We start from the raw sequence: 20,402 nt of genomic DNA, 5'->3' as shown, positions 1-20,402 counted from the left end.
CCCGCGGGCTACGACGCGGGCTACGACGCCAGGTGACGGACCTGGTCCCACAGGACCGGGTCCACCACCCCCACCTTCTTCCGGAAGCCCCACACCGGCACCTCGCGCAGCTCGTCCGTCTCCAGGAAGCTCGCCCGGCCCTGCGCGTCGCCCACCGCGCCCGGCGGCAGCGGGATCACCCCGGACCGCTCGTCGTGATACCGGCTGGTGATCTTCGCGACCCGCACCCGCCTGCCGTGCACCGCCAGCACCAGACACGGCCGGTCCTTCGCACCGGGCCGGTCCTCGAAGGGCACACTCGCCCACCAGATCTCCGTGGGCCGCGGCCGCACCGCCGGCCGGCGCCGGGCCGACCGCGCCGAGGACCTGCGCCCCCACCCGTCCACCAGCGCGGCGACCAGCGCCAGCAGCACCACCGCCGCGAGCGCCAGCCACCAGGACGTGTCCATACGACGACGTTACCGGCGCGCGCCAAGCCGTGCGCGCCCTTCTCGCGCCTCCCGCGCCCCACTGCCAGCCGAACCGGTGACAGCACAGGTGAGTTCGCCCACAACAGCCCTTGGCGGAGGAGCGACCGGGCGTTTCGCGCCTTACGCTCGACAAACCGCACGACCCCCGTCGCCCCCCATCCGGATTTCCCGCCAGCGGAGGTTTCTGCTTCATGAAGCTCACCGTCGTCGGCTGCTCGGGGTCGTTCCCGTCCGCGGAATCGGCCTGTTCGAGCTACCTCGTCGAGGCCGACGGCTTCCGGCTGCTCCTCGACATGGGCAACGGCGCCCTTGGCGAGCTGCAGCGCCACTGCGGTCTCTACGACCTCGACGCGATCTTCCTGAGCCATCTGCACGCCGACCACTGCATCGACATGTGCGGCTACTTCGTCGCGCGCTACTACCGGCACGACGGCGGCCGCTGCGACCCCATCCCGGTCTACGGACCCGAGGGCACCGAGCACCGCCTGACCACGGCCTACGCCGACACCCCGTCGGCCTCCTCGATGAGCGAGGTCTTCGACTTCCACACCGTCAAGCCGTCCACCTTCGAGGTCGGCCCGTTCACCGTGCACACCGAGCGGGTGGCGCACCCGGTGGAGGCGTACGGCATCCGCGTCGAGCACGGCGGGAGGTCCCTGACGTACTCCGGCGACACGGGCGTGACCGCGACCCTCGACGAACTGGCCCGGGACACGGACCTGTTCCTGTGCGAGGCGGCGTTCACGCACGGCAAGGAGAACATCCCCGACCTGCACCTCAACGGCCGTGAGGCGGGCGAGACGGCGGCCCGCGCGGGCGCCCGCCGCCTGGTGCTGACCCACATCCCGCCGTGGACCGACCCCGAGACCAACCTCGCGGACGCCCGCGCGGTGTACGACGGTCCGGTGACGCTGGCGGCGCCGCGGCAGACGTACGAGATCTGACGCGGCCGAGGACATGACGAGGCCCCCCGGAGAGCTTGGGTTCCAGGGGTCCTCGCAACACCACTTGGTTTAGGTGGTGAGTAGATCACGGAGACGCTCGGCTGGGGTATCCCAGCCGAGCGTCTTGCGTGGGCGGCCGTTGAGTTCCTGGGCGACGTGTTCGAGGTCTTCGGGACTGTGGACGCTCAGGTCGGTGCCTTTCGGGAAGTACTGGCGCAGAAGTCCGTTGGTGTTCTCGTTCGAGCCGCGTTGCCAGGGCGAGGCCGGGTCGCAGAAGTAGACCGGCATGCCGGTGGCCATGCTGAACTGCTTGTGGCGTGCCATCTCGCTGCCCTGGTCCCAGGTCAGAGAGCCGCGCAGGTGGTCGGGCAGGGTCTGGATCGTGGCGATGAGGCCGTCGCGGACGGTCTCGGCGTCGTGGGCTCCGCCCGGCAGGTGGACCAGCATCGTGTAGCGGGTGCTGCGCTCGGCCGGGGTGGCGATCGCGGAGCGCCCGCCCGCGCCGATGATCAGGTCGCCTTCCCGGTGACCGGGCACGGCCCGGTCCTCGACGTCGGCGGGACGGTCGCTGATCATCACCATCGGGTCGATGAACCGTGGGGTGCGCCGCTGGGGGTCCCGGCGCGGCTTGCGGCGGGTGCGGCCGGAGCGGATGGCTGCCTGCACTTCCCGCTTCAGGGCGCCGCGGGCCTGGAAATACAGCGCCTGGTAGACCGTCTCCACGCTCACCCGCAGGCTCTCGTCGTCGGGATGCTCTCGTCGTTAGAGCGTGGCAGATCTGCTCGGGTGACCACCGCCGGCGCAGTCCGTCCTTCACGAAGCGACGCAGCCGTCCCTCGCGCAACTGCTTGCGCTCCTTGGGCCGGGGCCTGCGCGCTGCGGCGGCGCGGTGGGCGGCGTAGGGCTGGTAGCCCTCGCTGCCGGAGTTCGCGTCGGTCTCCCGCTTGACCGTGCTCGCCGGCCGTCCCGGGGCACGTCCGATCGCCCGCAGCGACAGGCCCGCCGCGCGCAGATCGCGGATCTTCTCGCGCTCGGCGAGCGTCAGGAATCGCGGGTGAAGCTGCTTTTCCAGGGCGCTCAGGCCCACCGGTGCCGTGGTCACGCCGCACATCGTGACGGTCCCGGTGGTGTAGTCGACACGGCGGCCGTCGGCGTAAGTGCGGGTGGTACGGGTCTTCTTGACGCCCCAGTCCCAGTCCTTGGCCGTGCGCTCGTTCACACCGACCTGCCGGGCCGCACCCCGGCGGGCGACACCGGCGGCACGAAGCCGCTCGTACTCGTCCCGCCCGGGATGCCGCCGTGGCAGGCGCACCGAGGTCCGTCCGGCCTTCCGGGCCCAGCCGAAAGCAGTGTTCCGGTTCACCCCCAGCTCTCGCGCCACCACGGTCACGTTCCCCACGGCATCCAGCCGTGCAAGGAAACGCTCCCTCAACCCCGCAAGATCATCACGCTCAACCGCCACGGTCCTCGCAACTCCCACAGATTGCGGGTGTTGCGAGGACCGTTAGAACCCAAGCTCTCCGGGGGCCTCGTCGCTGTTCAGGCGGTGAGGCTCACGCCTTGGTGAGGTCCTCGACCTCCTCCTCGGGCTCGCGGCCCGGGGTGGGGAGGTTCCACTTCGTGATGGCGAAGCGGAAGACGGAGTAGTAGATCGCGGCGAAGACGAGACCGATCGGGATGATCAGCCAGGGCTTGGTGGCGAGACCCCAATTGAGGAAGTAGTCGATCGCACCGGCCGAGAAGCTGAAGCCGTGGTGGACGCCGAGGGCCCAGGTGACGGCCATGGAGAGCGCGGTCAGCACCGCGTGGATCACGTACAACACCGGCGCGATGAACATGAACGCGAACTCGATCGGCTCGGTGATGCCCGTGACGAACGAGGTCAGCGCGAGCGAGAGCATCATGCCGCCGACAGCCTTGCGGCGCTCGGGACGGGCGCAGTGCGTGATGGCGAGGGCAGCCGCCGGGAGGGCGAACATCATGATCGGGAAGAAGCCCGTCATGAACTGGCCGGCGGTCGGGTCGCCGTGGAAGAAGCGGGGCAGGTCACCGTGCCAGACGGCACCGGCGGAGTCCTTGAAGGAGCCGATCTCCTGCCAGGCGACCGTGTTGACGAACTGGTGCATGCCCACAGGCAGCAGCGCGCGGTTGATGGCACCGAAGATGGCCGCGCCACCAGCGCCGAGGCCGGTCATCCACTCGCCGAAGTTGGTGATCACGTCACCGATGGGCTCCCAGACAAGGCCGAAGAAGACACCGACGGCGGTGCCGATGAAGGCCATCAGGATCGGGACCAGACGACGGCCGTTGAAGAAGCCGAGCCAGTCGGGGAGCTTGGTGCGGTGGTAGCGCTGCCAGGTGACGGCGGCTATCAGGCCCATCACGATGCCACCGAGGACCTTGGGGTCGTTGTAGGTGGCCGCGACGTCAACGCCCTCGGTGACCTTCGCCTCGGTGATCGGGAAGGCGGTCAGTACGTTTTTGTAGACGAGGAAGCCGACCAGCGCCGCCAGTGCCGTGGAGCCGTCGGCCTTCTTCGCGAAGCCGATGGCGATGCCGACACAGAACAGCAGCGGCAGATTGGCGAAGACGGCGTCGCCGGCGGTGGCGAATACCGACGCGACCTTGTCCCAGCCCAGTCCGTCCTTGCCGAACACATCGGGCTGACCGAGTCGCAGCAGAATGCCCGCCGCCGGAAGCACGGCGATCGGGAGCTGCAGGCTGCGGCCGACCTTCTGCAGGCCCTGGAAAAGACCGGATCCCCACTTCTTCGGGGGGGCCGCCGTTGGCGAGGTGGCGGTGCTCATAGACTTCCTCCATCGGGTGGTGGTCTACACCACTCAGTGGTGTAGACCTGTTGTAGCACGATGAAGGCGGCATAAGGAACCCGTGGTTCCTGTAATGGGAGGGCTGCGCACGGTGGCCGCCTGGCGATGCGAATCGCGGCCGATCGGTTCCGTTTCTCGTGTGCTGATGCAATGTGATCCTACTCTCCGGTAGCTGTGGCCTCTGTTTCTTGAAAGACGCCCTTGGCTGATGGTTGTCTAGACCTGTCGCCGATGAAACGGCGTCAACTGACCAACAGGGGAGAAGAGTTATGAGTCTCGCGAACCTTCGCAATATGGGTGTTTCTCTGCTCGGGGAAGATGAAGCAGCGCAGGTGATCGGGGGCGCGATGTCCAAGACCCAGTGCAAGGTCCTCTACAACCAGATCACCACCGGTGCACTCGACATGTACGGCAGCGCCGACACCTCGCAGTACATCGCTCTTTACCGCCGTGAGTGCAAGGGCAAAGGCCCCAAGCTCTGAGCACTGACCTGACAGGTCCGCCGTGCCCCGCTCCGCAGAGGAGCGGGGCACGGCTCTTGAAACGCACCGCGGGCAGGGGAACCTACGGCATGAAGTGGCAGCGCTACCACGCACACCAAGAAGGAGACACCGACTGCGGTCCGGCCTGCGCCCGGATTCTCCTGAAACGACATGGCGTTCTGGTCGACACGGCCACGCTGCGCGAATCCGTCGGGCTGGGCGAGTCGGGCGCCTCACTGCTCAGACTGCGGGACGTGCTCGCCGGATACGGTGTGGAGTCGCTGCTGCTGCGTCCACGACCCGATGAACTGCTCAAGGTGTTCGCGGCCGCCGGGCCCGCGCTTGCCGTGCTGCACGAGGACGGCTTGACCCACTTCGTGGTCGTGCACGAGGTCCGGGCCGACGGCACGCTGTTTGTGAGCGACCCGGCTGTCTACCGGCCCACTGTATGGACGCTTGAGACCTTCATCGGCCGATTCGGCGGCCAGGTGCTGGTCACGGATGCGCCGTCGGGCGGTGGAGTCGGTCTGCGCCATCTACTGGCGGAGACCCGCGCCCAGAGCGTGCTGTGGCGGCTTGCCTCGGAGTACCGCGGGCGTCTGGCGGCCGTGGCGCTGCTGACCGCCGCCACGTCCGTCCTCCTGATCGCCGCCTCGACCTTCTTCCTCCAGGCCGCGGTGGACACCTACCTGCCGAGAGGGGATGTCTCGGGCCTCACTGTCGGCGCAGCGGGCGCCGTGCTGGTCGTCCTGGGCGGCGTGCTGTTGCAGTACGTCCGAGGCCGTATGGTCGTCACCCTCGGTCAGTCGCTGCAGCGGCGGCTCACTCAGGCATACATCCGTAAGCTCATGCGGCTGCCGCTCTCCTTCTACGCCACGCGCAGGACCGGAGATTTGGTCAGCCGGTTCGGCGACGTCCAGGCCATCCAGTCCCTTCTCGCCACCTTGACGGTCGGCGCGGCGATCGACCTCTGCACCGTGCTGTTCTCGGGCGCATACCTCGCTGTCTCCGCCCCGCCGCTGTTCCTGGTGCTCCTGCTGTCGGCAGTGATCGACGTATGCACGACCTGGGCGCTGTATCCGGCTGTGCGAGAACAGGCGGAGGAGGCGCTGCAACGCGACTCCTCCCTCAAGGCGGAGGCTTACAACCTGCTGCGCGGCCACCTGGACCTTGCCGCGCACGGCAAGCGGCACTACGCCACCGAACGGCTCGACCGGTCCCTGGGACGGCTGGTCGACGCGGAGGTGCGGCTGGGAAGGCTGGACAACCTCAGTGGCACGGTGAAGATCGCCAACCAGGGGATCTTCGTCATCGTCGTCGCCTGGCTGGGCACCGCGCAGGTCGACCGGGGCACACTCGCGCTGGGGCAACTGATGAGCTTCCTCGCACTGTCCGGGTACTTCTTGGGGTCGGCCGAGAATCTCGCCGCCCTCCAGGTGCGGGTGCAGCGTGCGGCTGCCGCTCTCGGCCGCTACCGCGACATCATGTCCCAGCGTGACGATGCCCGTGCCGCGACCGACCAGGGCGAGGAAGCAGACGAAGCGACTGCTCCGCCGGGTGCGGAACTGCACGTCGAGGATCTCGCCTTCGCCTACTCCCACACCGGTGAAACCGTGTTCCGGGATGTCGGCTTCCACCTGCCTGCCCACGGACGAGCCCTAATTCAGGGACCCAATGGCGCAGGCAAGAGCACCCTGCTGAAAGTGCTCGCTGGCCTCCATGCCGACCACACGGGCAGCGTCACCGTAGGCGGGGAGGAGATCCGGCACATGGACGAGACACGGCGATCCCGGCACATCCTCTACGTCCCGGAAGAGCCTCTCCTGGTCGCCGCGACCGTCCGCGAGAACCTGACGCTGGGCACCCACCACTCGCAGGAGGCCATCAACCGTGCCTGCCGTATCGCCTGCTTCGACGAGGTGGTGGACAGGCTTCCCGGTGGCTATGACGAGTTCCTGAAGGAGGACGGCGGTCAGCTCTCGCGTGGCCAGGCCCAGCGGCTCGCGGTGGCCCGAGCCGTACTGCGGGAACCGCATGTCCGGCTGTTCGACGAGACCTTCAGCGGCATCGACGAGGACACGTTCCGGCGCATATGGAAGAACCTCAGGGACGTCCCCGGTGCCGATGTGCTCGTCTCCCACCGAGACGTGCCCGATTCCGACTTCGACGCGATCATCGCCGTCGGGAAGTGAACCATGACCATCCCCACCATCACCGCCGTCATCCTCACCAAGGATGAGGAAGCCTGCATCGGTGAGACCGTTCGAGCCCTCGCCGACGCTGTGGACAAAGTGCTCCTCATCGACGCCGGCTCGACCGACGGCACCGTGGCCTCCGCGCACAGGGCGGCCGAGGCGGTTCGTCTGCCCTTCGAGGCCGTGCTGCGGCCCTGGCGCGACGACTTCGCCGCTCAGCGCAACCACGCCTTCACCGAGGTGACCGAAGGCTGGATCCTGTTTGTCGACGCCGACGAACGCCTGCGGGACGGTCATGGTGCACGGCTGCGGCAGGCCCTGCGCGACGTTGACGAGGCGCGCGCCGGCCGTGACGTCGTCCTGTCACCGCGCATCGTCAACATCGACGGAAGCGGCAGTTACGATCGGACACGCAGGATGCTGAGGACGGACAGCCCGCTGCGGTTCCGGGGCCGGATCCATGAGCAGCCCTTCCACCCCGACGGTACCGCACCCCGGTCGGTCGGACTCGATGTGGAGCTGATCCACCACGGCTACCTCCCCGAAGTCATCACCGCCCGGGACAAACGCAACCGTGACGCGGCCCTGATCGCCCGCTGCCGGCAGGAGGAGCCGGCCAACCCGACCTGGGTCTTCTACGCCGCGCGTGAGGTCCTGGCCGCGGGGGGCACCCACCCGGAGGCGCTCGCCACCGCGTACTCGGACCTGCGCGCCGCCATCGACCGGTACGGCGACAGCGGCCTGACGGCGTACGAACGCCAGCGTGAGGACGAGTCGTACGCGCTGCTGGCCGAACTGGCGCTGCGAAGCGGCGACCGGGCCCGCCTGGACGACAGCCTGGCGGTGCTGCGCCAAGCGGACAGGGCCGCCGAAGCGGCCTACTACGGGACCCTCGTCGACAGCGGTGTCCTGCTGGCTCGGCTGTCCGCCCTGGTGGACGGCCTCGATGAGGCGGCGCTGGCGGCCGGCCCCGCGCGGCCGCGGCTCGCAGCCCGCCACGCCGAGCTACGAGCCCTGCTGGCTCTGGCCTGCGGGCGCTACGACGAGGTCGCCGACGCTTTCCGATCAGCGGTGAGCTGCGGTGGCGGCGACGAGGTACGAGCGGCATTCACGAGTCTGCGTGTCATGCTCGACTCGATCGTCGAGCCGGCCGTCACCTGATGTTGTCCCGCTCCATCTCCCGCGCCTCCTCCTCGGGTTCCCGTCCCGGGGTCTGCAGATCGAACTTCGTGATCGCGAAACGGAAGATCACGTAATACGCGACTGCGAAGCACAGACCGATCGGAATGATCGCCCACGGCTTGGTCGCCAGATTCCAGTTGATGATGTAGTCGATGAGGCCGGCGGAGAAGCTGAACCCGTCGTGCACCCCGAGCCCCCACGTCACCGCCATCGACACACCCGTCAGCAGCGCGTGGATCGCGTACAGCACCGGCGCCACGAACAGGAACGAGTACTCGATCGGCTCGGTGATACCGGTGACGAACGACGTCAGCGCCACCGACAGCATCAGACCGCCGACCTCCTTGCGGCGGTGCGGCTTCGCGGTGTGCGTGATCGCCAGCGCCGCGGCCGGAAGCGCGAACATCATGATCGGGAAGAACCCGGAGAGGAACTGCCCCGCGTCCGGGTCCCCGGCGAGGAACATGTTGATGTCGCCGTGCACCTCGGTGCCGTCCGGCTTGGTGTACGTGCCGAACTGGAACCAGATGGGCACGTTCAGGAACTGGTGCAGCCCGATCACCAGCAACGCCCGGTTCGCGACACCGAAGATGCCGGCACCCCACGAGCCCGCGTCGCTCAGCCAGTCGCTGAAGTCCTCCAGCGCGTCACCGATCGGCGGCCAGATCCACAGGCACAGCGCCGCGAAACCGATCGCGACGAACGCCATGATGATCGGCACCAGACGGCGGCCGTTGAAGAAGCCCAGCCAGTCCACCAGCTTGGTCCGGTGGTAGCGGGCCCAGAAGAAGGCCGTGAGCAACCCGATGACGATGCCGCCGAACACGCCGGGGTTCTGGTAGGTGAACGCCTGGACCGTCCCGTCCACGGTCCCCTGGCAGCCGATGCCGGGGACCCCCTTCGTGCCCGGCGGACAGTCCTCCGGGAACTGGCGCAGCACATTGAAGTAGACGAGGAACCCCGCCACCGCCGCCAGCGCCGTCGAGCCGTCCGCCTTCTTCGCCATGCCGATCGCGACACCCACGCAGAACAGCAGCGGCAGACCGAGCGAGCCGTCGAGCAGCGCGCCGCCCGCCCCGTTCATCACCTTCGCGACGTTGTCCCAGCCGAGCCCGTCGTCACCGAACACATCGGGCTGGCCCAGCCGGTTCAGGATGCCCGCGGCCGGCAGCACGGCGATCGGCAGCTGGAGGCTGCGACCCATCTTCTGCAGTCCCTGGAACGCCGTGTGCCAGCGCTGTCGTGCCGGGGAGATCTCGGAGGGCGCATTCATCAGTTGGCGACCGCCTGTCAGGTGGTGTAGACCAGTTATCCGACGATTGGGTTGCTGTGACGTCATCTTTCGGTACGTACGGCGCAATCGCTCGTAAAGTTGGGCCAACTGTGCGTAAGGAGACCGAAATGGCCAGCAAGGCGGAGAAGATCGTTGCCGGACTCGGCGGCATCGACAACATCGAAGAGGTCGAAGGCTGCATCACCCGCCTGCGTACCGAGGTCAGCGACGCCTCCCTCGTCGACGAGGCGGCACTGAAGGCGGCCGGCGCCCACGGCGTCGTCAAGATGGGCACCGCGATCCAGGTCGTCATCGGCACCGACGCCGACCCCATCGCGGCGGAGATCGAAGACATGATGTGACCCGCGCTCCCCACGAGCCCGGACCCACACGAAAGGGGCCCTTTCCCACCACGGGAAGGGCCCCTTCCGTACGAGGACTAGGCTCATCGCCATGTCACGCATCGACGGCCGCACCCCCGAACAGCTCCGCCCCGTCACCATCGAACGAGGCTGGAGCAAGCACGCCGAGGGCTCCGTCCTCGTCTCCTTCGGCGACACCAAGGTCCTCTGCACCGCCTCCGTCACCGAAGGCGTCCCGCGCTGGCGCAAGGGCAGCGGCGAGGGCTGGGTCACCGCCGAATACTCCATGCTCCCCCGCGCCACCAACACCCGCGGCGACCGCGAATCCGTCCGCGGCAAGATCGGCGGCCGCACCCACGAGATCAGCCGCCTCATCGGCCGCTCCCTGCGCGCCGTCATCGACTACAAGGCGCTCGGCGAGAACACCATCGTCCTCGACTGCGACGTCCTCCAGGCCGACGGCGGCACCCGCACCGCCGCCATCACCGGCGCCTACGTCGCCCTCGCCGACGCCGTCGCCTGGGCCCAGGGCAAGAAGCTCATCAAGCCCGGCCGCCAGCCCCTCACCGGCACCGTCTCCGCCGTCTCCGTCGGCATCGTCGGCGGCGTCCCCCTGCTCGACCTCTGCTACGAGGAGGACGTCCGCGCCGACACCGACATGAACGTCGTCTGCACCGGCGACGGACGCTTCGTCGAGGTCCAGGGCACCGCCGAGGCCGAACCGTTCGCCCGCGAGGAGCTCAACTCCCTGCTGGACCTGGCTGTTTCGGGCTGCACGGAACTCGCTGTCCACCAGCGCGAGGCCCTTGGTACCGTCCTGGAAAAGTAAAGGACGCACCAAGCACAGCGTCCGGCACGGGCAACCACGCCGACCGCCCCCGCGTCACTAGGGGTACGGGCGTACGAAACCTCGTACGCCCGGCCAGGCACGGGGGCCTGACACAGGGCCTGAGCACGGGAGGGACACCAGCATGCGCGCGAGCCGACGCCGTCGGAGCCGTATCACCGTAGTCGCCGCGGTGGCGGCCGTAGGGCTGACCGTGGGACTGACCACCGGCTGCGACGCCGTCAGCAAGGCACTGGACTGCGTCCAGACCGCCGAGGCGGTCGCCGACAGCGTCACCGACCTGCAGCAGGCCGTCGAGAACGCCTCCAACGACCCGACGCAGATCGACGAGTCGCTCAACTCCATCGACGACAACCTCAACGAGGTCACCGACAAGACCGACAACGCCGACGTCAGCAAGGCCGTCGACGACCTCGCCAAGGCGGTCGACAACGTCCGCACCGCCATCAAGAACGGCGACGAGACCCCCGACCTCACCCCGGTCACCGACGCCGCCGGCGAACTCACCAAGGTCTGCACCCCCTGATACTGGGGGCATGACCCGCCTGATCCTCGCCACACGCAACGCCGGAAAGATCACCGAGCTGAGGGCCATCCTCGCCGACGCAGGCCTCGACCACGACCTCGTCGGCGCGGACGCCTACCCCGACATCCCCGACGTCAAGGAAACCGGGGTGACGTTCGCCGAGAACGCCCTCCTCAAGGCCCACGCCCTGGCCCGCGCCACCGGCCTGCCCGCCGTCGCCGACGACTCCGGCCTCTGCGTGGACGTCCTCAACGGCGCCCCGGGCATCTTCTCGGCCCGCTGGTCGGGACAGCACGGCGACGACAGGGCCAACCTGAACCTGCTCCTGGCCCAGCTCTCCGACATCCCCGACACCCACCGAGGCGCCCACTTCGCCTGCGCGGCAGCCCTGGCGCTCCCGGACGGCCGCGAGCAAGTGGTCGAGGGCCAACTCCGAGGCACCCTCCGCCACACCCCCTCCGGCACCAACGGCTTCGGCTACGACCCGATCCTCCAGCCGGACGGCGAGTCCCGAACCTGCGCCGAGCTGACCCCGGAGGAGAAGAACGCCATCAGCCACCGGGGGAAGGCGTTCCGGGCGTTGGTGCCGGTGATGCGGGAGCTGTTGGGATAACAGAAGTCAGGGGGCCACTGGCTGAGTGGCCCCCTGCATGTGCGGCCGGTGGGATTCGAACCCACACGGGCTCTCGCCCACGGCGTTCTAAGCGCCGCATGTCTGCCCTTCCATCACGGCCGCATGCCTGGCCATGCTACCGGTCAGCCTGTCCGCCCGAGGCGCCGTCCGCCCCCTCGGCACCAGGTGCTGGTGATCGCATGGCAGTTGGGGCAGAGCAGTCGCAGATTCTCACGTCGATCGTCGCTCCAGTCCCCGTTGATGTGATCGATCTCCAGTGTCATGGGTTTGCCCAGCCACTCGGGCCCCGTGCCGCAGCCCGCGCATTCCTCGGATACGCCCACTTCACGGAGAGCCCGACGCAGGAGCACAGTTCTCGTCCGGCGCTTGCCGCCGTGCTTGACCAGGATGTCCTCGGGCCGCCGGGCAGGGGTCGGGCCTGGCTTGCCGCGCTGGTGTGCCTGCCCCAGGAGGTGCGCCGTGGAGATCTTGTCCTCAGCGATCCACTGGCGCAGGAGAGCTCGCTGCGTACGGCTGTCGGGACGCCCCAGCCGCCGAAGGACAGCGGCGAGTGAAACGGATTCGGCGACTGCCGTGCTCAACTCCTCGGGTGTGGGGCGGGGAAGCCTCCCGGAGGGAGTGAAATGCGAGATGTCGATGCCGAAGTGAGCGAACCGCCTCATGAGATACCGGCGGAGATGGCCGTACGGCCGGGTGCCGAAGAAGGCGATCACCTCGTCGAGGCAGGAGCACTGCGCAGCAGCCTCCGTCAGCCGCTCGCGGGTGTACCGCACGCCACTACTCATCGTCCCGCCCGACACTTGCCGCGACCCCGGTAATGGTCGGTCGTCGAATGGCAGTTGGGGCACAGAAGCCGCAGATTGGTGATGCGGTTGTCCCGCCAGTCGCCGTCGATGTGGTCGACCTCCAGAGGGAGCGGATGCCCCTGCCACATGCCTTCCGTCCCGCACAGGGCGCAGCGCTCCTCCACGCCCAGCTCACGCATTGCCCGCTTGAGGCGGCTGCTCGGCACCCGCCTGGCGTGTGCCGGGGCCTGCGCCACGAGGATCTCCCCGGCCGTCCGGCGGCGCTGGTTGTACCGCTGCCGTTCCGTGCGGGCCACGGGAGTGAAGTGCGAGGTGTCGAGTCCGTACGCCTTGATGCGCCGGGAGATGTTCGTGTGGTGTCCGCCGACCGGGTCCAGTCCCAGGCGCCGGAGTACTTCATTGACACTGGACGACTGGGCGACCACAGGTTCGAGGATCTGTCGTGTCCACTTGATCCCCTCGCGCTCGAAGTGCGAGATGTCGATCCCGAGCTTCTTCATTCGCTCGTGGACGTAGCGGCGCTTCGACCCCTTGGGCTCCACTCCCAGCCTCTGGCACGCCTCGGACAGTGTCCGAGCTCCCCTGGCTGCCTCCTCCAGCCGTTCCCTGGTGTATCCACCGACCGCCATCGAGCCCCCCTCCATTCCGGCCACCTGTTCGTGGCTCGCATGGAGTAACGACTCGTTTATCGGACAGTCACGCACGAAATGCGGAACGGTCCGTACCGGGGGATGCCGGTGCGGGCCGTTCCGTAGGAGGGGTGTGGGGTCAGATGCCCAGGTCCTTGATGATCTTGGCTACGTGGCCTGTCGCGCGGACGTTGTACAGGGCGCGTTCGACCTTGCCGTCCTTGTCCACGACGATCGTGGAGCGGATGACGCCCATGTAGGTCTTGCCGTAGTTCTTCTTCTCGCCGTAGGCGGCGTAGGACTCGGTGACCTTCTTGTCGGGGTCGGCCAGGAGGGTGACCTTCAGGGACTCCTTCTCGCGGAACTTCGCCAGCTTCTCCGGGGAGTCGGGGGAGATGCCGATGACGTCGTAGCCGGCGCCGGCCAGGAGGTCGAGGTTGTCCGTGAAGTCGCAGGCCTGCTTCGTGCAGCCGGGGGTGAGGGCCGCCGGGTAGAAGTAGACGATGACTTTGCGGCCCTTGTGGTCGGCAAGGGAGACCTGGTTGCCGTCGGCGTCGGGGAGGGTGAAGGCGGGGGCTACGTCCCCGGGCTGGAGTCGCTCGCTCATCTCGCTAGCGTAACCGGGGGTCCTGACAGTGCGGCGCGGCGCAGAGCTGACAGACTGTCCGCATCAGTATCAGCGGACTTCGGAGGCCGAACGGTGGCGGAAACGTCGGACACCAGAACCCCGGCGCAGATCGAGGCGGACATCAGGCGCCGCCGTGAGCTGCTGGCCGAGACCCTGGACGAGATCGGGGTGCGGGTCCACCCGAAGACGATCGTCGGGGATGCGAAGGCCAAGGTCGTCTCCAATATTGATCACACGGTCGGCCGTGCCTATGTGCACGTGAACCGGGTCGTCAGTGACGTGAAGGCGCGGTTCGTGAACGAGGACGGCGCGCCGCGTCTGGAGCGGGTTGTCCCGGCCGCGCTGCTCGTCGTGGGCGTGGTGGGGCTGCTGACCGCCGGCACGCGGCGCCGCAAGCGCTGACCCGGCGGCGTACGGACGCGGCGAAGGCAGGTAAGTTCGAGGCGTGAGCGCCAACAGAAACGACACCACCCCACACGACAAGCTGCCCATCCGGATGCTGCACGACCGGGTTCTGGTGCGGCAGGACACCAGCGAGGGCGAGCGGCGTTCCGGTGGCGGGATCCTGATTCCGGCCACCGCGGCGGTCGGCCGTCGGCTGGCCTGGGCCGAGGTCGTGGCGGTGGGGCAGAACGTACGGACGGTGGAGCCCGGTGACCGGGTGCTGTTCGATCCGGAGGACCGGGCCGAGGTGGAGGTCCGGGGGGTCGCGTATGTGCTGATGCGTGAGCGGGATCTGCACGCCGTGGCCGCCGACCGGTTCGAGGGGTCCGAGGATTCGACCGGCCTGTACCTGTGATTGTTCGCCTTCAAGGGGCTGGTGGCCATTGTCACCGGCCCCTTTTCGGCTTTCTTTGCTAGTTTTGGAGGCAGCCCCGACGAGACGCGCCGTACCGGGTGAAGGCAAAGACGACGCATCCGTGTCCGCCCACACGCCGTCTCGCGGAGGTTTCCATGGCCTGGGTGCTGCTTGTCGTCGCCGGTCTGCTTGAGGTCGCCTGGTCGGTCGGGATGAAGTACACCGACGGCTTCACCCGCCTTGTCCCCAGTCTGTTCACCGGTGCGGGGATCGTCGCCAGCATGCTGCTGCTGTCCTACGCCGCCCGCTCCCTGCCGATCGGTACCGCCTACGGCGTGTGGGTGGGTATCGGCGCGGCCGGTGCGGCGGTGGTCGGCATGGCCGTGCTGGGGGAGCCGGTCACCGCCGCGCGGATCTTCTTCGTGTGTCTGCTGCTGGTCGCCGTGGTGGGGCTGAAGGCGACCGGCGGCCACTGACCGTACGGGCTCAGTCCCGTCTGCCCAGCGTCCCCAGGGTCGTCCCGGCGGTGGTCCCGCCGCCGGTGTCGGCGCCCCCGTTCGTGGCGCCGCCGTCGGTGGTGCCGCCGTCCGCCGTGCCGCCGCCGTCCGCGGTACCGCCCCCGTTCGTGGCGCCCCCGTCGGTGGTCCCGCCGTCCGCCGTACCGCCCTCGGTGCCGCCGTCCGTCGTACCGCCGGTGGTGGTGTCGCCGCCGGTCTGGCCCTGGGTCTGGCCCTCGTCGGCGCCCGGGGTCCGGCCGCCGGTCTCGTCGCCGCCGGTCGTGCTGTCGCCCTCGTCCTCGTCCTCGTCGGGGTCGGTGCCGGTGTCCGGCTGGGTGGGCGGGGCCTGGACGATGTCGGCGCCCTCCTGGAGTTCCAGGTCGAATTCGGTGACCGGCTTGCCCTTGAGGGCGTCCTTGGTGAACTGCGCCCAGATCTGCGTGGGCGCCCCGCCGCCGTTGACGCGTACCTGGCCCATCGCGCCGTACAGCGGCTTGTGCTCGGCGGTGACCGGGTCCTGGCCCATCACCGCGACGACGGTGGCCAGTTCCGGGGTGTAGCCGGCGAACCAGGCGGCCTTGTCCTTCTCCGCGGTGCCGGTCTTGCCCGCGACGGGCCTGCCCGCGGACTGCGCGGCGGTGGCGGTACCGGACTGCACGACGCTCTGCAGCACCGAGGTGGTGGTGTCGGCGGCGGCCCGGCTGACGGCCTGCGAGGTCTTGCGCTTGGGCAGGTCGATGACGTCGGAGCCGTCCTTGGTGATCCGCTCGATCATGGTGTACGTGCCGCGCTTGCCGTGGTTGGCGAGGGTCGCGTAGGCCTCCGCCATGTCGAGGACGCTGGCGGTGGCGGTGCCGAGCGCGATCGACGGGTAGGGGGCCATGTTCGGGGTGTCGCGGGGCACGCCGAGCTGGATCGCGGTCTGTTCGACCTTCTCGGGGCCGACGTCCACGGCCATCTGCGCGTACACCGAGTTCACCGACTTGTTGGTGGCCTCGCGGACGGTGATGTCGCCGTAGGAGTACTGGTCCTCGTTCTCCGGGTTGTAGGGGTCGCCGGGCCAGCCCTCGACGTAGCGCTTGTTGGTGCCGTCGTAGATCGTGTTGGGGGTGATCGTGCGGCCGTCCTGGGTGGTGGCCTCGTTCTCGACGGCCGAGGTGAAGACGAACGGCTTGAAGGTGGAGCCGACCTGGAAGTCCCGGCGGGTGGCGTTCGGGGTGTACTGCTTGATGTAGTCGATGCCGTTGTACAGGGCCACGACCTTGCCGGTCTTCGGGTCGACGGAGGCGCCGCCCGCGCGGACGTAGGAGTCGACCTTGCGGGCCTTGGGGTCGAGCTTGTCCATCAGCTGGTCGTTGACGGCCTTGACGAAGGCGTCCTGCTTGGACTTGCTGAGGGTGGTGGTGATGCGGTAGCCGCCCCGCTCCAGTTCCTTCTCGTCGACGATCCGGTTGTCGATCAGGTAGTCCTTGACGATCTGCACGATGTAACCGCGCTGCCCCGACAGGTTGGTGGGGACCGTCGCCTCCTTGGGCATCGGGAACTTCGCCTTCGCCCGCTCGGACTCGCTCAGCCAGCCCTCCTTGACCATGCCGTCCAGGACGTAGTCCCAACGGGCCTTTGCGGCGGCCTTGTTCTGCGGGTGGGCGACCACGTCGTACTGGCTGGGCGCGTTGAGCAGCGCGGCCAGGTAGGCGCCCTGGGCGGCGGTGAGTTCGGAGGCGTCCACGCCGTAGTAGGCCTGTGCGGCGGCCTGGATGCCGTAGGCGTTGCGGCCGAAGTAGCTGGTGTTGAGGTAGCCCTCAAGGATCTCGTCCTTGGGCTTCTCGCGGTCCAGCTTGATCGAGATGAAGAACTCCTTCACCTTGCGGGTGACGGTCTGTTCCTGCGCCAGGTAGTAGTTCTTCACGTACTGCTGGGTGATGGTGGAGCCGGACTGCTTGCCCTTGCCGGTGGCGGTGTTCCAGCCGGCGCGCACCATCGCCTTGGGGTCGATGGCGGACTCGCTGTAGAAGTCGCGGTCCTCGGCGGCGAGTACGGCGTACCGGGCTTCCTTGGAGATCTGCGCGAGGTCGACGTTCTCCCGGTTGATCTTGCCGTCCCGGGCGAGTTGGGAGCCGTCGGCGTACAGGAAGACGTTGGCCTGTTTGGTGGCGAGCGCGTTGGCCGGCGGGATCTTGACCATGGAGTAGCCGAGGAAGAAGAGGCCGACCAGGAGCAGTGTGCCGATCACGAAAGTGCCGAGCACCATGCGCCAGGTCGGGACCAGCCGTCGCCAGCCGGTCCGCTTGGGCCGTTTGGGCTTCTCGTTCGGCTGCTCTGCCTGCGGCTGCGGCTCGTCGCTCATCTAGTGCCTGGACTCCTGTTTCGCGTCGTACGTTCCCGTACGACCTCGTACGCGTTCTGCGCCCCCCGTTGAAGACTCTCGCACCATGCGTTCCGTTCCCGGATCCACGGCACGCTTCGGCAACGGAAAACGCGTGGCGTGGGTCACTGCCTGGGCGTTAGGCTCCTGCGCTTTGACGCGCGAGGGCCGGGGAGGGTTGTGGTGCTGGGTTCCGGCCGGTTGTACGGGACCGTCGCGGTGGGGGGTTTCAGACGATACGCGACGTATCGGGCGGCGACCGCCGCCGGGGTGTTCACCAACACCGTCTTCGGGGTGATCCTCGTCTACACCTACCTGGCGCTGTGGGACGAGAAGCCGCACCTCGGCGGGTACGACCAGGCGCAGGCCGTCACGTACGCCTGGCTGGGCCAGGCCCTGTACGCGACGCTGGCGATCCAGGGCGGCGGTGCCGAGAAGGAGCTGATGTCCCGGATCCGCACCGGGGAGATCGCGGTCGATCTGTACCGGCCGGCCGATCTCCAACTGTGGTGGCTGGCGGGCGACTTGGGCCGTTCGGTGTTCCAGCTGCTGGGCCGCGGTGTGATTCCTTTCACGTTCGGGGCGGTGTTCTTCACCATGGCGCTGCCCCGGTCGGCCGCGACCTGGGCGGCGTTCACGGTCGCGGTGGCGCTGGCGATGGTGGTGAGCTTCGCGATCCGCTACCTGGCCGCGCTGGCGATGTTCTGGCTGATGGACGACCGGGGCATCAACCAGACGGTGATGATCGCGGGGGTCTTCTGTTCCGGCATGGTCCTGCCGCTGAACGCCTTCCCGGAGGAGATCGGGGCCGTGGTGCGGGCGCTGCCGTGGGCGGCGCAGCTGCAGGTCCCGGCGGATGTGCTGATGGGGGAGACCTCGCTGTGGTCGGCGTACGCCTTCCAGGCGGGCTGGGCGGTGGTGCTGCTGGCGCTGGGGCGGCTGCTGCAGGCGGCGGCGACGCGGCGGGTGGTGGTGCAGGGTGGCTGAGCCGACGCGGCGGGTGGTGGTGCGGGGTGCCGAGCCGACGCGGCTGGGGGAGGGGCTTCGGGCGTACCGGCTGATCGCGGGGATGTGGATCCGGTCGACGACGGCCTACCGCACCTCCTTCGCGCTCACGGTGGTGGGCAACCTGCTGATCACCGGCCTGGACTTCGTGGGGATCCTGCTGATGTTCTCGCAGGTCGACACGCTCGGCGGCTGGACGCTGCCCGAGGTCGCCCTGCTGTACGGCCTGGTCGCGACCGCGTTCGGCCTCGCGGACCTGCTGCTCGGCTCGATGGACGCGCTGGGCGCCCGGATTCGGGACGGCTCCTTCGACACGCTGCTGGTGCGGCCGGTGCCGGTGCTGGCGCAGGTCGGCGCCGACCAGTTCGCGCTGCGCCGCCTGGGCAGGATCACCCAGGGCACGCTGGTGCTGGCCTGGGCGCTGTTCGCGGTCGATGTGGAGTGGACGGCGGCGAAGGCGCTGCTGGTGCCGGTGACGGTGATCGGCGGTGCGGTGATCTTCGGTTCGGTGTTCGTGGCGGGCGCGGCCTTCCAGATCGTGGCGCAGGACGCGGCGGAGGTGCAGAACGCGTTCACCTACGGCGGCAGCACGCTGCTGCAGTACCCGCCCACGGTGTTCGGGACGGAACTGGTCCGCTCGGTGACGTACATGCTGCCGCTGGCCTTCGTGAACTGGGTGCCGGCCGCCTATGTGCTGGGGCGGCCGTATCCGCTGGGGCTGCCGGAGGGGGCGGCCTTCGCGCCGCCGCTGGTGGCGGCGGGGTTCGCGGTGGTGGCGGGGCTGGTGTGGCGGTCGGGCTTGCGGGCGTATCGGAGCACGGGGAGCTGAGGGCGGATGTTCATCGAGGTGGACGGGGTCGAGAAGGTCTTCGAGGTGCGCCGCAGGACCGGGTTCCTGAAGCGGGAGCGGCGGCAGGTGCGGGCGGTGGACTCGATCTCCTTCACTGTGGCGCGCGGCGAGATGGTGGGGTACATCGGGCCGAACGGCGCGGGCAAGTCGACGACGATCAAGATGCTGACGGGGATCCTGACGCCGAGCGGGGGGCGGCTCAGGGTCGCCGGGATCGATCCCTCGCGCGAGCGCAGGCGGCTGGCGCACCGGATCGGGGTGGTGTTCGGGCAGCGCACCACCCTGTGGTGGGACCTGCCGCTGATCGACTCCTACCGGCTGATGCACCGCATGTACCGCATCCCCGACGGCCGTTACCGCGAGAACCTCGACCGCTGTGTGGAACTCCTCGAACTGGGCGACCTGTTGGACGTCCCCGTACGCCAGCTCTCCCTCGGCCAGCGGATGCGCGGCGACATCGCGGCGGCGCTGCTGCACGATCCGGAGGTGCTGTACCTGGACGAGCCGACGATCGGCCTGGACGTGATCTCGAAGGCCAAGGTCCGGGAATTCCTGCGGGAGTTGAACCACGACCGCGGCACCACGGTCCTGCTGACCACGCACGACCTCCAGGACATCGAGCAGCTCTGCTCCCGGGTGATGGTCATCGACCACGGCCGCATGGTCTACGACGGCACCCTCGCCGGACTCCACGAGGCGGGCGGCAGCGAGCGCATCCTGGTGGTGGACCTGGAACGCGAACTGCCGCCGATCGAGGTGGGCGGGGCGGCCCGGGTGGTCCGCACGGAAGGGCCCCGGCAATGGCTGGCGTTCCCGGCGGGCGAGCCGGCGGCGGGGCTGGTGTCCCGGATCGCGGCGGAGTACCCACTGGTCGACCTCTCGGTGCGCGAGCCGGACATCGAGGCCGTGATCGCGCGGATGTACGCGGACAAGGCGACGGCGTAGGGGCGGGTGCGCGTGGGCGGGGATTCCGTGGGGCGGATGCGCGTGGGCGGGGTGCCAGGGAGGGGCGCGTGCGCGTGGACGGGGTCACCGGGTGGGGGCGGATGTGCGTGGGTGGGGCCTTTGTGGACGGGCGGG

Annotated in this window: 21 protein-coding genes, 1 tRNA gene, 1 pseudogene and 1 riboswitch; of the genes and pseudogenes, 14 read left to right on the top strand and 9 right to left on the bottom strand. The window is 68.8% G+C overall.

All coding sequences use genetic code 11. From position 1 onward, the window contains the following. Positions 1-20 precede the first annotated feature (20 nt). Positions 21-449: a type II toxin-antitoxin system PemK/MazF family toxin gene (locus tag ACZ7L7_RS05945; RefSeq protein ID WP_472075016.1), complete on the bottom strand. Its 429-nt coding sequence runs from the start codon at positions 447-449 to the stop codon at positions 21-23. A gap of 212 nt (positions 450-661) precedes the next feature. Here ACZ7L7_RS05945 and ACZ7L7_RS05940 point away from each other — a divergent pair, with 212 nt between their 5' ends. Further along, positions 662-1,414 (top strand): MBL fold metallo-hydrolase, encoded by a 753-nt coding sequence (locus ACZ7L7_RS05940; RefSeq protein WP_472075014.1) that lies wholly within the window; start codon positions 662-664, stop codon positions 1,412-1,414. A gap of 69 nt (positions 1,415-1,483) precedes the next feature. Here ACZ7L7_RS05940 and ACZ7L7_RS05935 read toward each other — a convergent pair. Together ACZ7L7_RS05935 and ACZ7L7_RS05930 are read right to left on the bottom strand one after the other, a co-directional pair. Next, a pseudogene (locus ACZ7L7_RS05935) lies at positions 1,484-2,720 on the bottom strand (IS30 family transposase). 247 nt (positions 2,721-2,967) lie between these two features. Then, complete coding sequence (locus ACZ7L7_RS05930; protein WP_285510823.1) at positions 2,968-4,221, bottom strand: PTS transporter subunit EIIC; 1,254 nt, start codon at positions 4,219-4,221, stop codon at positions 2,968-2,970. 290 nt (positions 4,222-4,511) lie between these two features. Here ACZ7L7_RS05930 and ACZ7L7_RS05925 point away from each other — a divergent pair, with 290 nt between their 5' ends. From ACZ7L7_RS05925 to ACZ7L7_RS05915, 3 genes are all read left to right on the top strand, one after another. Then, entirely contained in the window at positions 4,512-4,724 is a 213-nt protein-coding gene (locus ACZ7L7_RS05925) for a hypothetical protein (RefSeq protein ID WP_285510824.1), read from the top strand. An 89-nt stretch (positions 4,725-4,813) separates the two neighbouring features. Next, positions 4,814-6,916 (top strand): peptidase domain-containing ABC transporter, encoded by a 2,103-nt coding sequence (locus ACZ7L7_RS05920; RefSeq protein ID WP_453602839.1) that lies wholly within the window; start codon positions 4,814-4,816, stop codon positions 6,914-6,916. 3 nt (positions 6,917-6,919) lie between these two features. Next, the gene (locus ACZ7L7_RS05915) at positions 6,920-8,080 is read left to right on the top strand and encodes a glycosyltransferase (protein ID WP_285510826.1); all 1,161 of its coding nucleotides are present in this window, start codon (positions 6,920-6,922) and stop codon (positions 8,078-8,080) included. Here the strand turns inward: ACZ7L7_RS05915 and ACZ7L7_RS05910 are convergent. Continuing rightward, on the bottom strand, positions 8,073-9,374 hold the full coding sequence (locus tag ACZ7L7_RS05910; RefSeq protein ID WP_285510827.1) for a PTS transporter subunit EIIC: 1,302 nt from the start codon (positions 9,372-9,374) through the stop codon (positions 8,073-8,075). The genes ACZ7L7_RS05915 and ACZ7L7_RS05910 overlap by 8 nt on opposite strands. A gap of 128 nt (positions 9,375-9,502) precedes the next feature. Here ACZ7L7_RS05910 and ACZ7L7_RS05905 point away from each other — a divergent pair, with 128 nt between their 5' ends. The 4 genes from ACZ7L7_RS05905 to rdgB all read left to right on the top strand — a co-directional run bounded on the left by ACZ7L7_RS05905 (position 9,503) and on the right by rdgB (position 11,722). Beyond that, positions 9,503-9,736, top strand: a complete 234-nt coding sequence (locus ACZ7L7_RS05905; RefSeq protein WP_093720813.1) for a PTS sugar transporter subunit IIB — start codon at positions 9,503-9,505, stop codon at positions 9,734-9,736. Between the two features lie 91 nt (positions 9,737-9,827). Then, positions 9,828-10,565: a ribonuclease PH gene (gene rph / locus ACZ7L7_RS05900; RefSeq protein WP_285510828.1), complete on the top strand. Its 738-nt coding sequence runs from the start codon at positions 9,828-9,830 to the stop codon at positions 10,563-10,565. A gap of 142 nt (positions 10,566-10,707) precedes the next feature. Next, positions 10,708-11,109: a hypothetical protein gene (locus ACZ7L7_RS05895; RefSeq protein ID WP_285510829.1), complete on the top strand. Its 402-nt coding sequence runs from the start codon at positions 10,708-10,710 to the stop codon at positions 11,107-11,109. Between the two features lie 10 nt (positions 11,110-11,119). Beyond that, positions 11,120-11,722, top strand: a complete 603-nt coding sequence (gene rdgB / locus ACZ7L7_RS05890) for an RdgB/HAM1 family non-canonical purine NTP pyrophosphatase (RefSeq protein ID WP_472075010.1) — start codon at positions 11,120-11,122, stop codon at positions 11,720-11,722. Positions 11,723-11,762: 40 nt separating this feature from the next. Here the strand turns inward: rdgB and ACZ7L7_RS05885 are convergent. The 4 genes from ACZ7L7_RS05885 to bcp form a co-directional block, all read right to left on the bottom strand. Continuing rightward, a tRNA-Leu gene (locus tag ACZ7L7_RS05885) sits at positions 11,763-11,845 on the bottom strand. A 20-nt stretch (positions 11,846-11,865) separates the two neighbouring features. After that, positions 11,866-12,528: an HNH endonuclease signature motif containing protein gene (locus ACZ7L7_RS05880; protein WP_453602854.1), complete on the bottom strand. Its 663-nt coding sequence runs from the start codon at positions 12,526-12,528 to the stop codon at positions 11,866-11,868. Next, positions 12,525-13,178 carry an HNH endonuclease signature motif containing protein gene (locus ACZ7L7_RS05875; protein WP_472075008.1) on the bottom strand — a complete coding sequence of 218 codons (654 nt, stop codon included), beginning with the start codon at positions 13,176-13,178 and terminating at the stop codon, positions 12,525-12,527. Before ACZ7L7_RS05875 ends, ACZ7L7_RS05880 begins: the two co-directional genes overlap by 4 nt. A 139-nt stretch (positions 13,179-13,317) precedes the next feature. Next, positions 13,318-13,785, bottom strand: a complete 468-nt coding sequence (gene bcp / locus ACZ7L7_RS05870) for a thioredoxin-dependent thiol peroxidase (protein WP_472075006.1) — start codon at positions 13,783-13,785, stop codon at positions 13,318-13,320. A gap of 93 nt (positions 13,786-13,878) precedes the next feature. Between bcp and ACZ7L7_RS05865 the strand changes: the two genes are divergently transcribed. The 3 genes from ACZ7L7_RS05865 (at position 13,879) to ACZ7L7_RS05855 (ending at position 15,081) form a co-directional block, all read left to right on the top strand. Beyond that, positions 13,879-14,208 carry a DUF3618 domain-containing protein gene (locus ACZ7L7_RS05865; protein ID WP_453602828.1) on the top strand — a complete coding sequence of 110 codons (330 nt, stop codon included), beginning with the start codon at positions 13,879-13,881 and terminating at the stop codon, positions 14,206-14,208. A gap of 94 nt (positions 14,209-14,302) precedes the next feature. Further along, the gene (locus tag ACZ7L7_RS05860; RefSeq protein WP_205615585.1) at positions 14,303-14,605 is read left to right on the top strand and encodes a GroES family chaperonin; all 303 of its coding nucleotides are present in this window, start codon (positions 14,303-14,305) and stop codon (positions 14,603-14,605) included. Between the two features lie 52 nt (positions 14,606-14,657). Continuing rightward, positions 14,658-14,725, top strand: a riboswitch (guanidine-III (ykkC-III) riboswitch). Positions 14,726-14,760: 35 nt separating this feature from the next. After that, on the top strand, positions 14,761-15,081 hold the full coding sequence (locus ACZ7L7_RS05855) for a DMT family transporter (protein WP_453602826.1): 321 nt from the start codon (positions 14,761-14,763) through the stop codon (positions 15,079-15,081). A gap of 10 nt (positions 15,082-15,091) precedes the next feature. On the opposite strand, the gene ACZ7L7_RS05850 is transcribed toward ACZ7L7_RS05855, so the two are convergent. Next, positions 15,092-17,449, bottom strand: coding sequence for a transglycosylase domain-containing protein (locus ACZ7L7_RS05850; protein ID WP_285510834.1), 2,358 nt, complete (start codon positions 17,447-17,449; stop codon positions 15,092-15,094). 204 nt (positions 17,450-17,653) lie between these two features. On the opposite strand from ACZ7L7_RS05850, the gene ACZ7L7_RS05845 reads away from it, so the two are divergent. The 3 genes from ACZ7L7_RS05845 (at position 17,654) to ACZ7L7_RS05835 (ending at position 20,267) form a co-directional block, all read left to right on the top strand. Beyond that, positions 17,654-18,454, top strand: a complete 801-nt coding sequence (locus ACZ7L7_RS05845) for an ABC transporter permease (protein ID WP_285511287.1) — start codon at positions 17,654-17,656, stop codon at positions 18,452-18,454. Between the two features lie 82 nt (positions 18,455-18,536). Continuing rightward, complete coding sequence (locus tag ACZ7L7_RS05840) at positions 18,537-19,301, top strand: ABC transporter permease (protein WP_472075103.1); 765 nt, start codon at positions 18,537-18,539, stop codon at positions 19,299-19,301. Between the two features lie 6 nt (positions 19,302-19,307). Next, positions 19,308-20,267: an ABC transporter ATP-binding protein gene (locus tag ACZ7L7_RS05835; RefSeq protein ID WP_472075003.1), complete on the top strand. Its 960-nt coding sequence runs from the start codon at positions 19,308-19,310 to the stop codon at positions 20,265-20,267. Positions 20,268-20,402 lie beyond the last annotated feature (135 nt).

The sequence above is a fragment of the Streptomyces sp. NPDC110618 genome (assembly GCF_055657065.1).
Note: the sequence above shows the minus strand (reverse complement) of the source record. Positions and strands in the feature narration are given on the sequence as shown.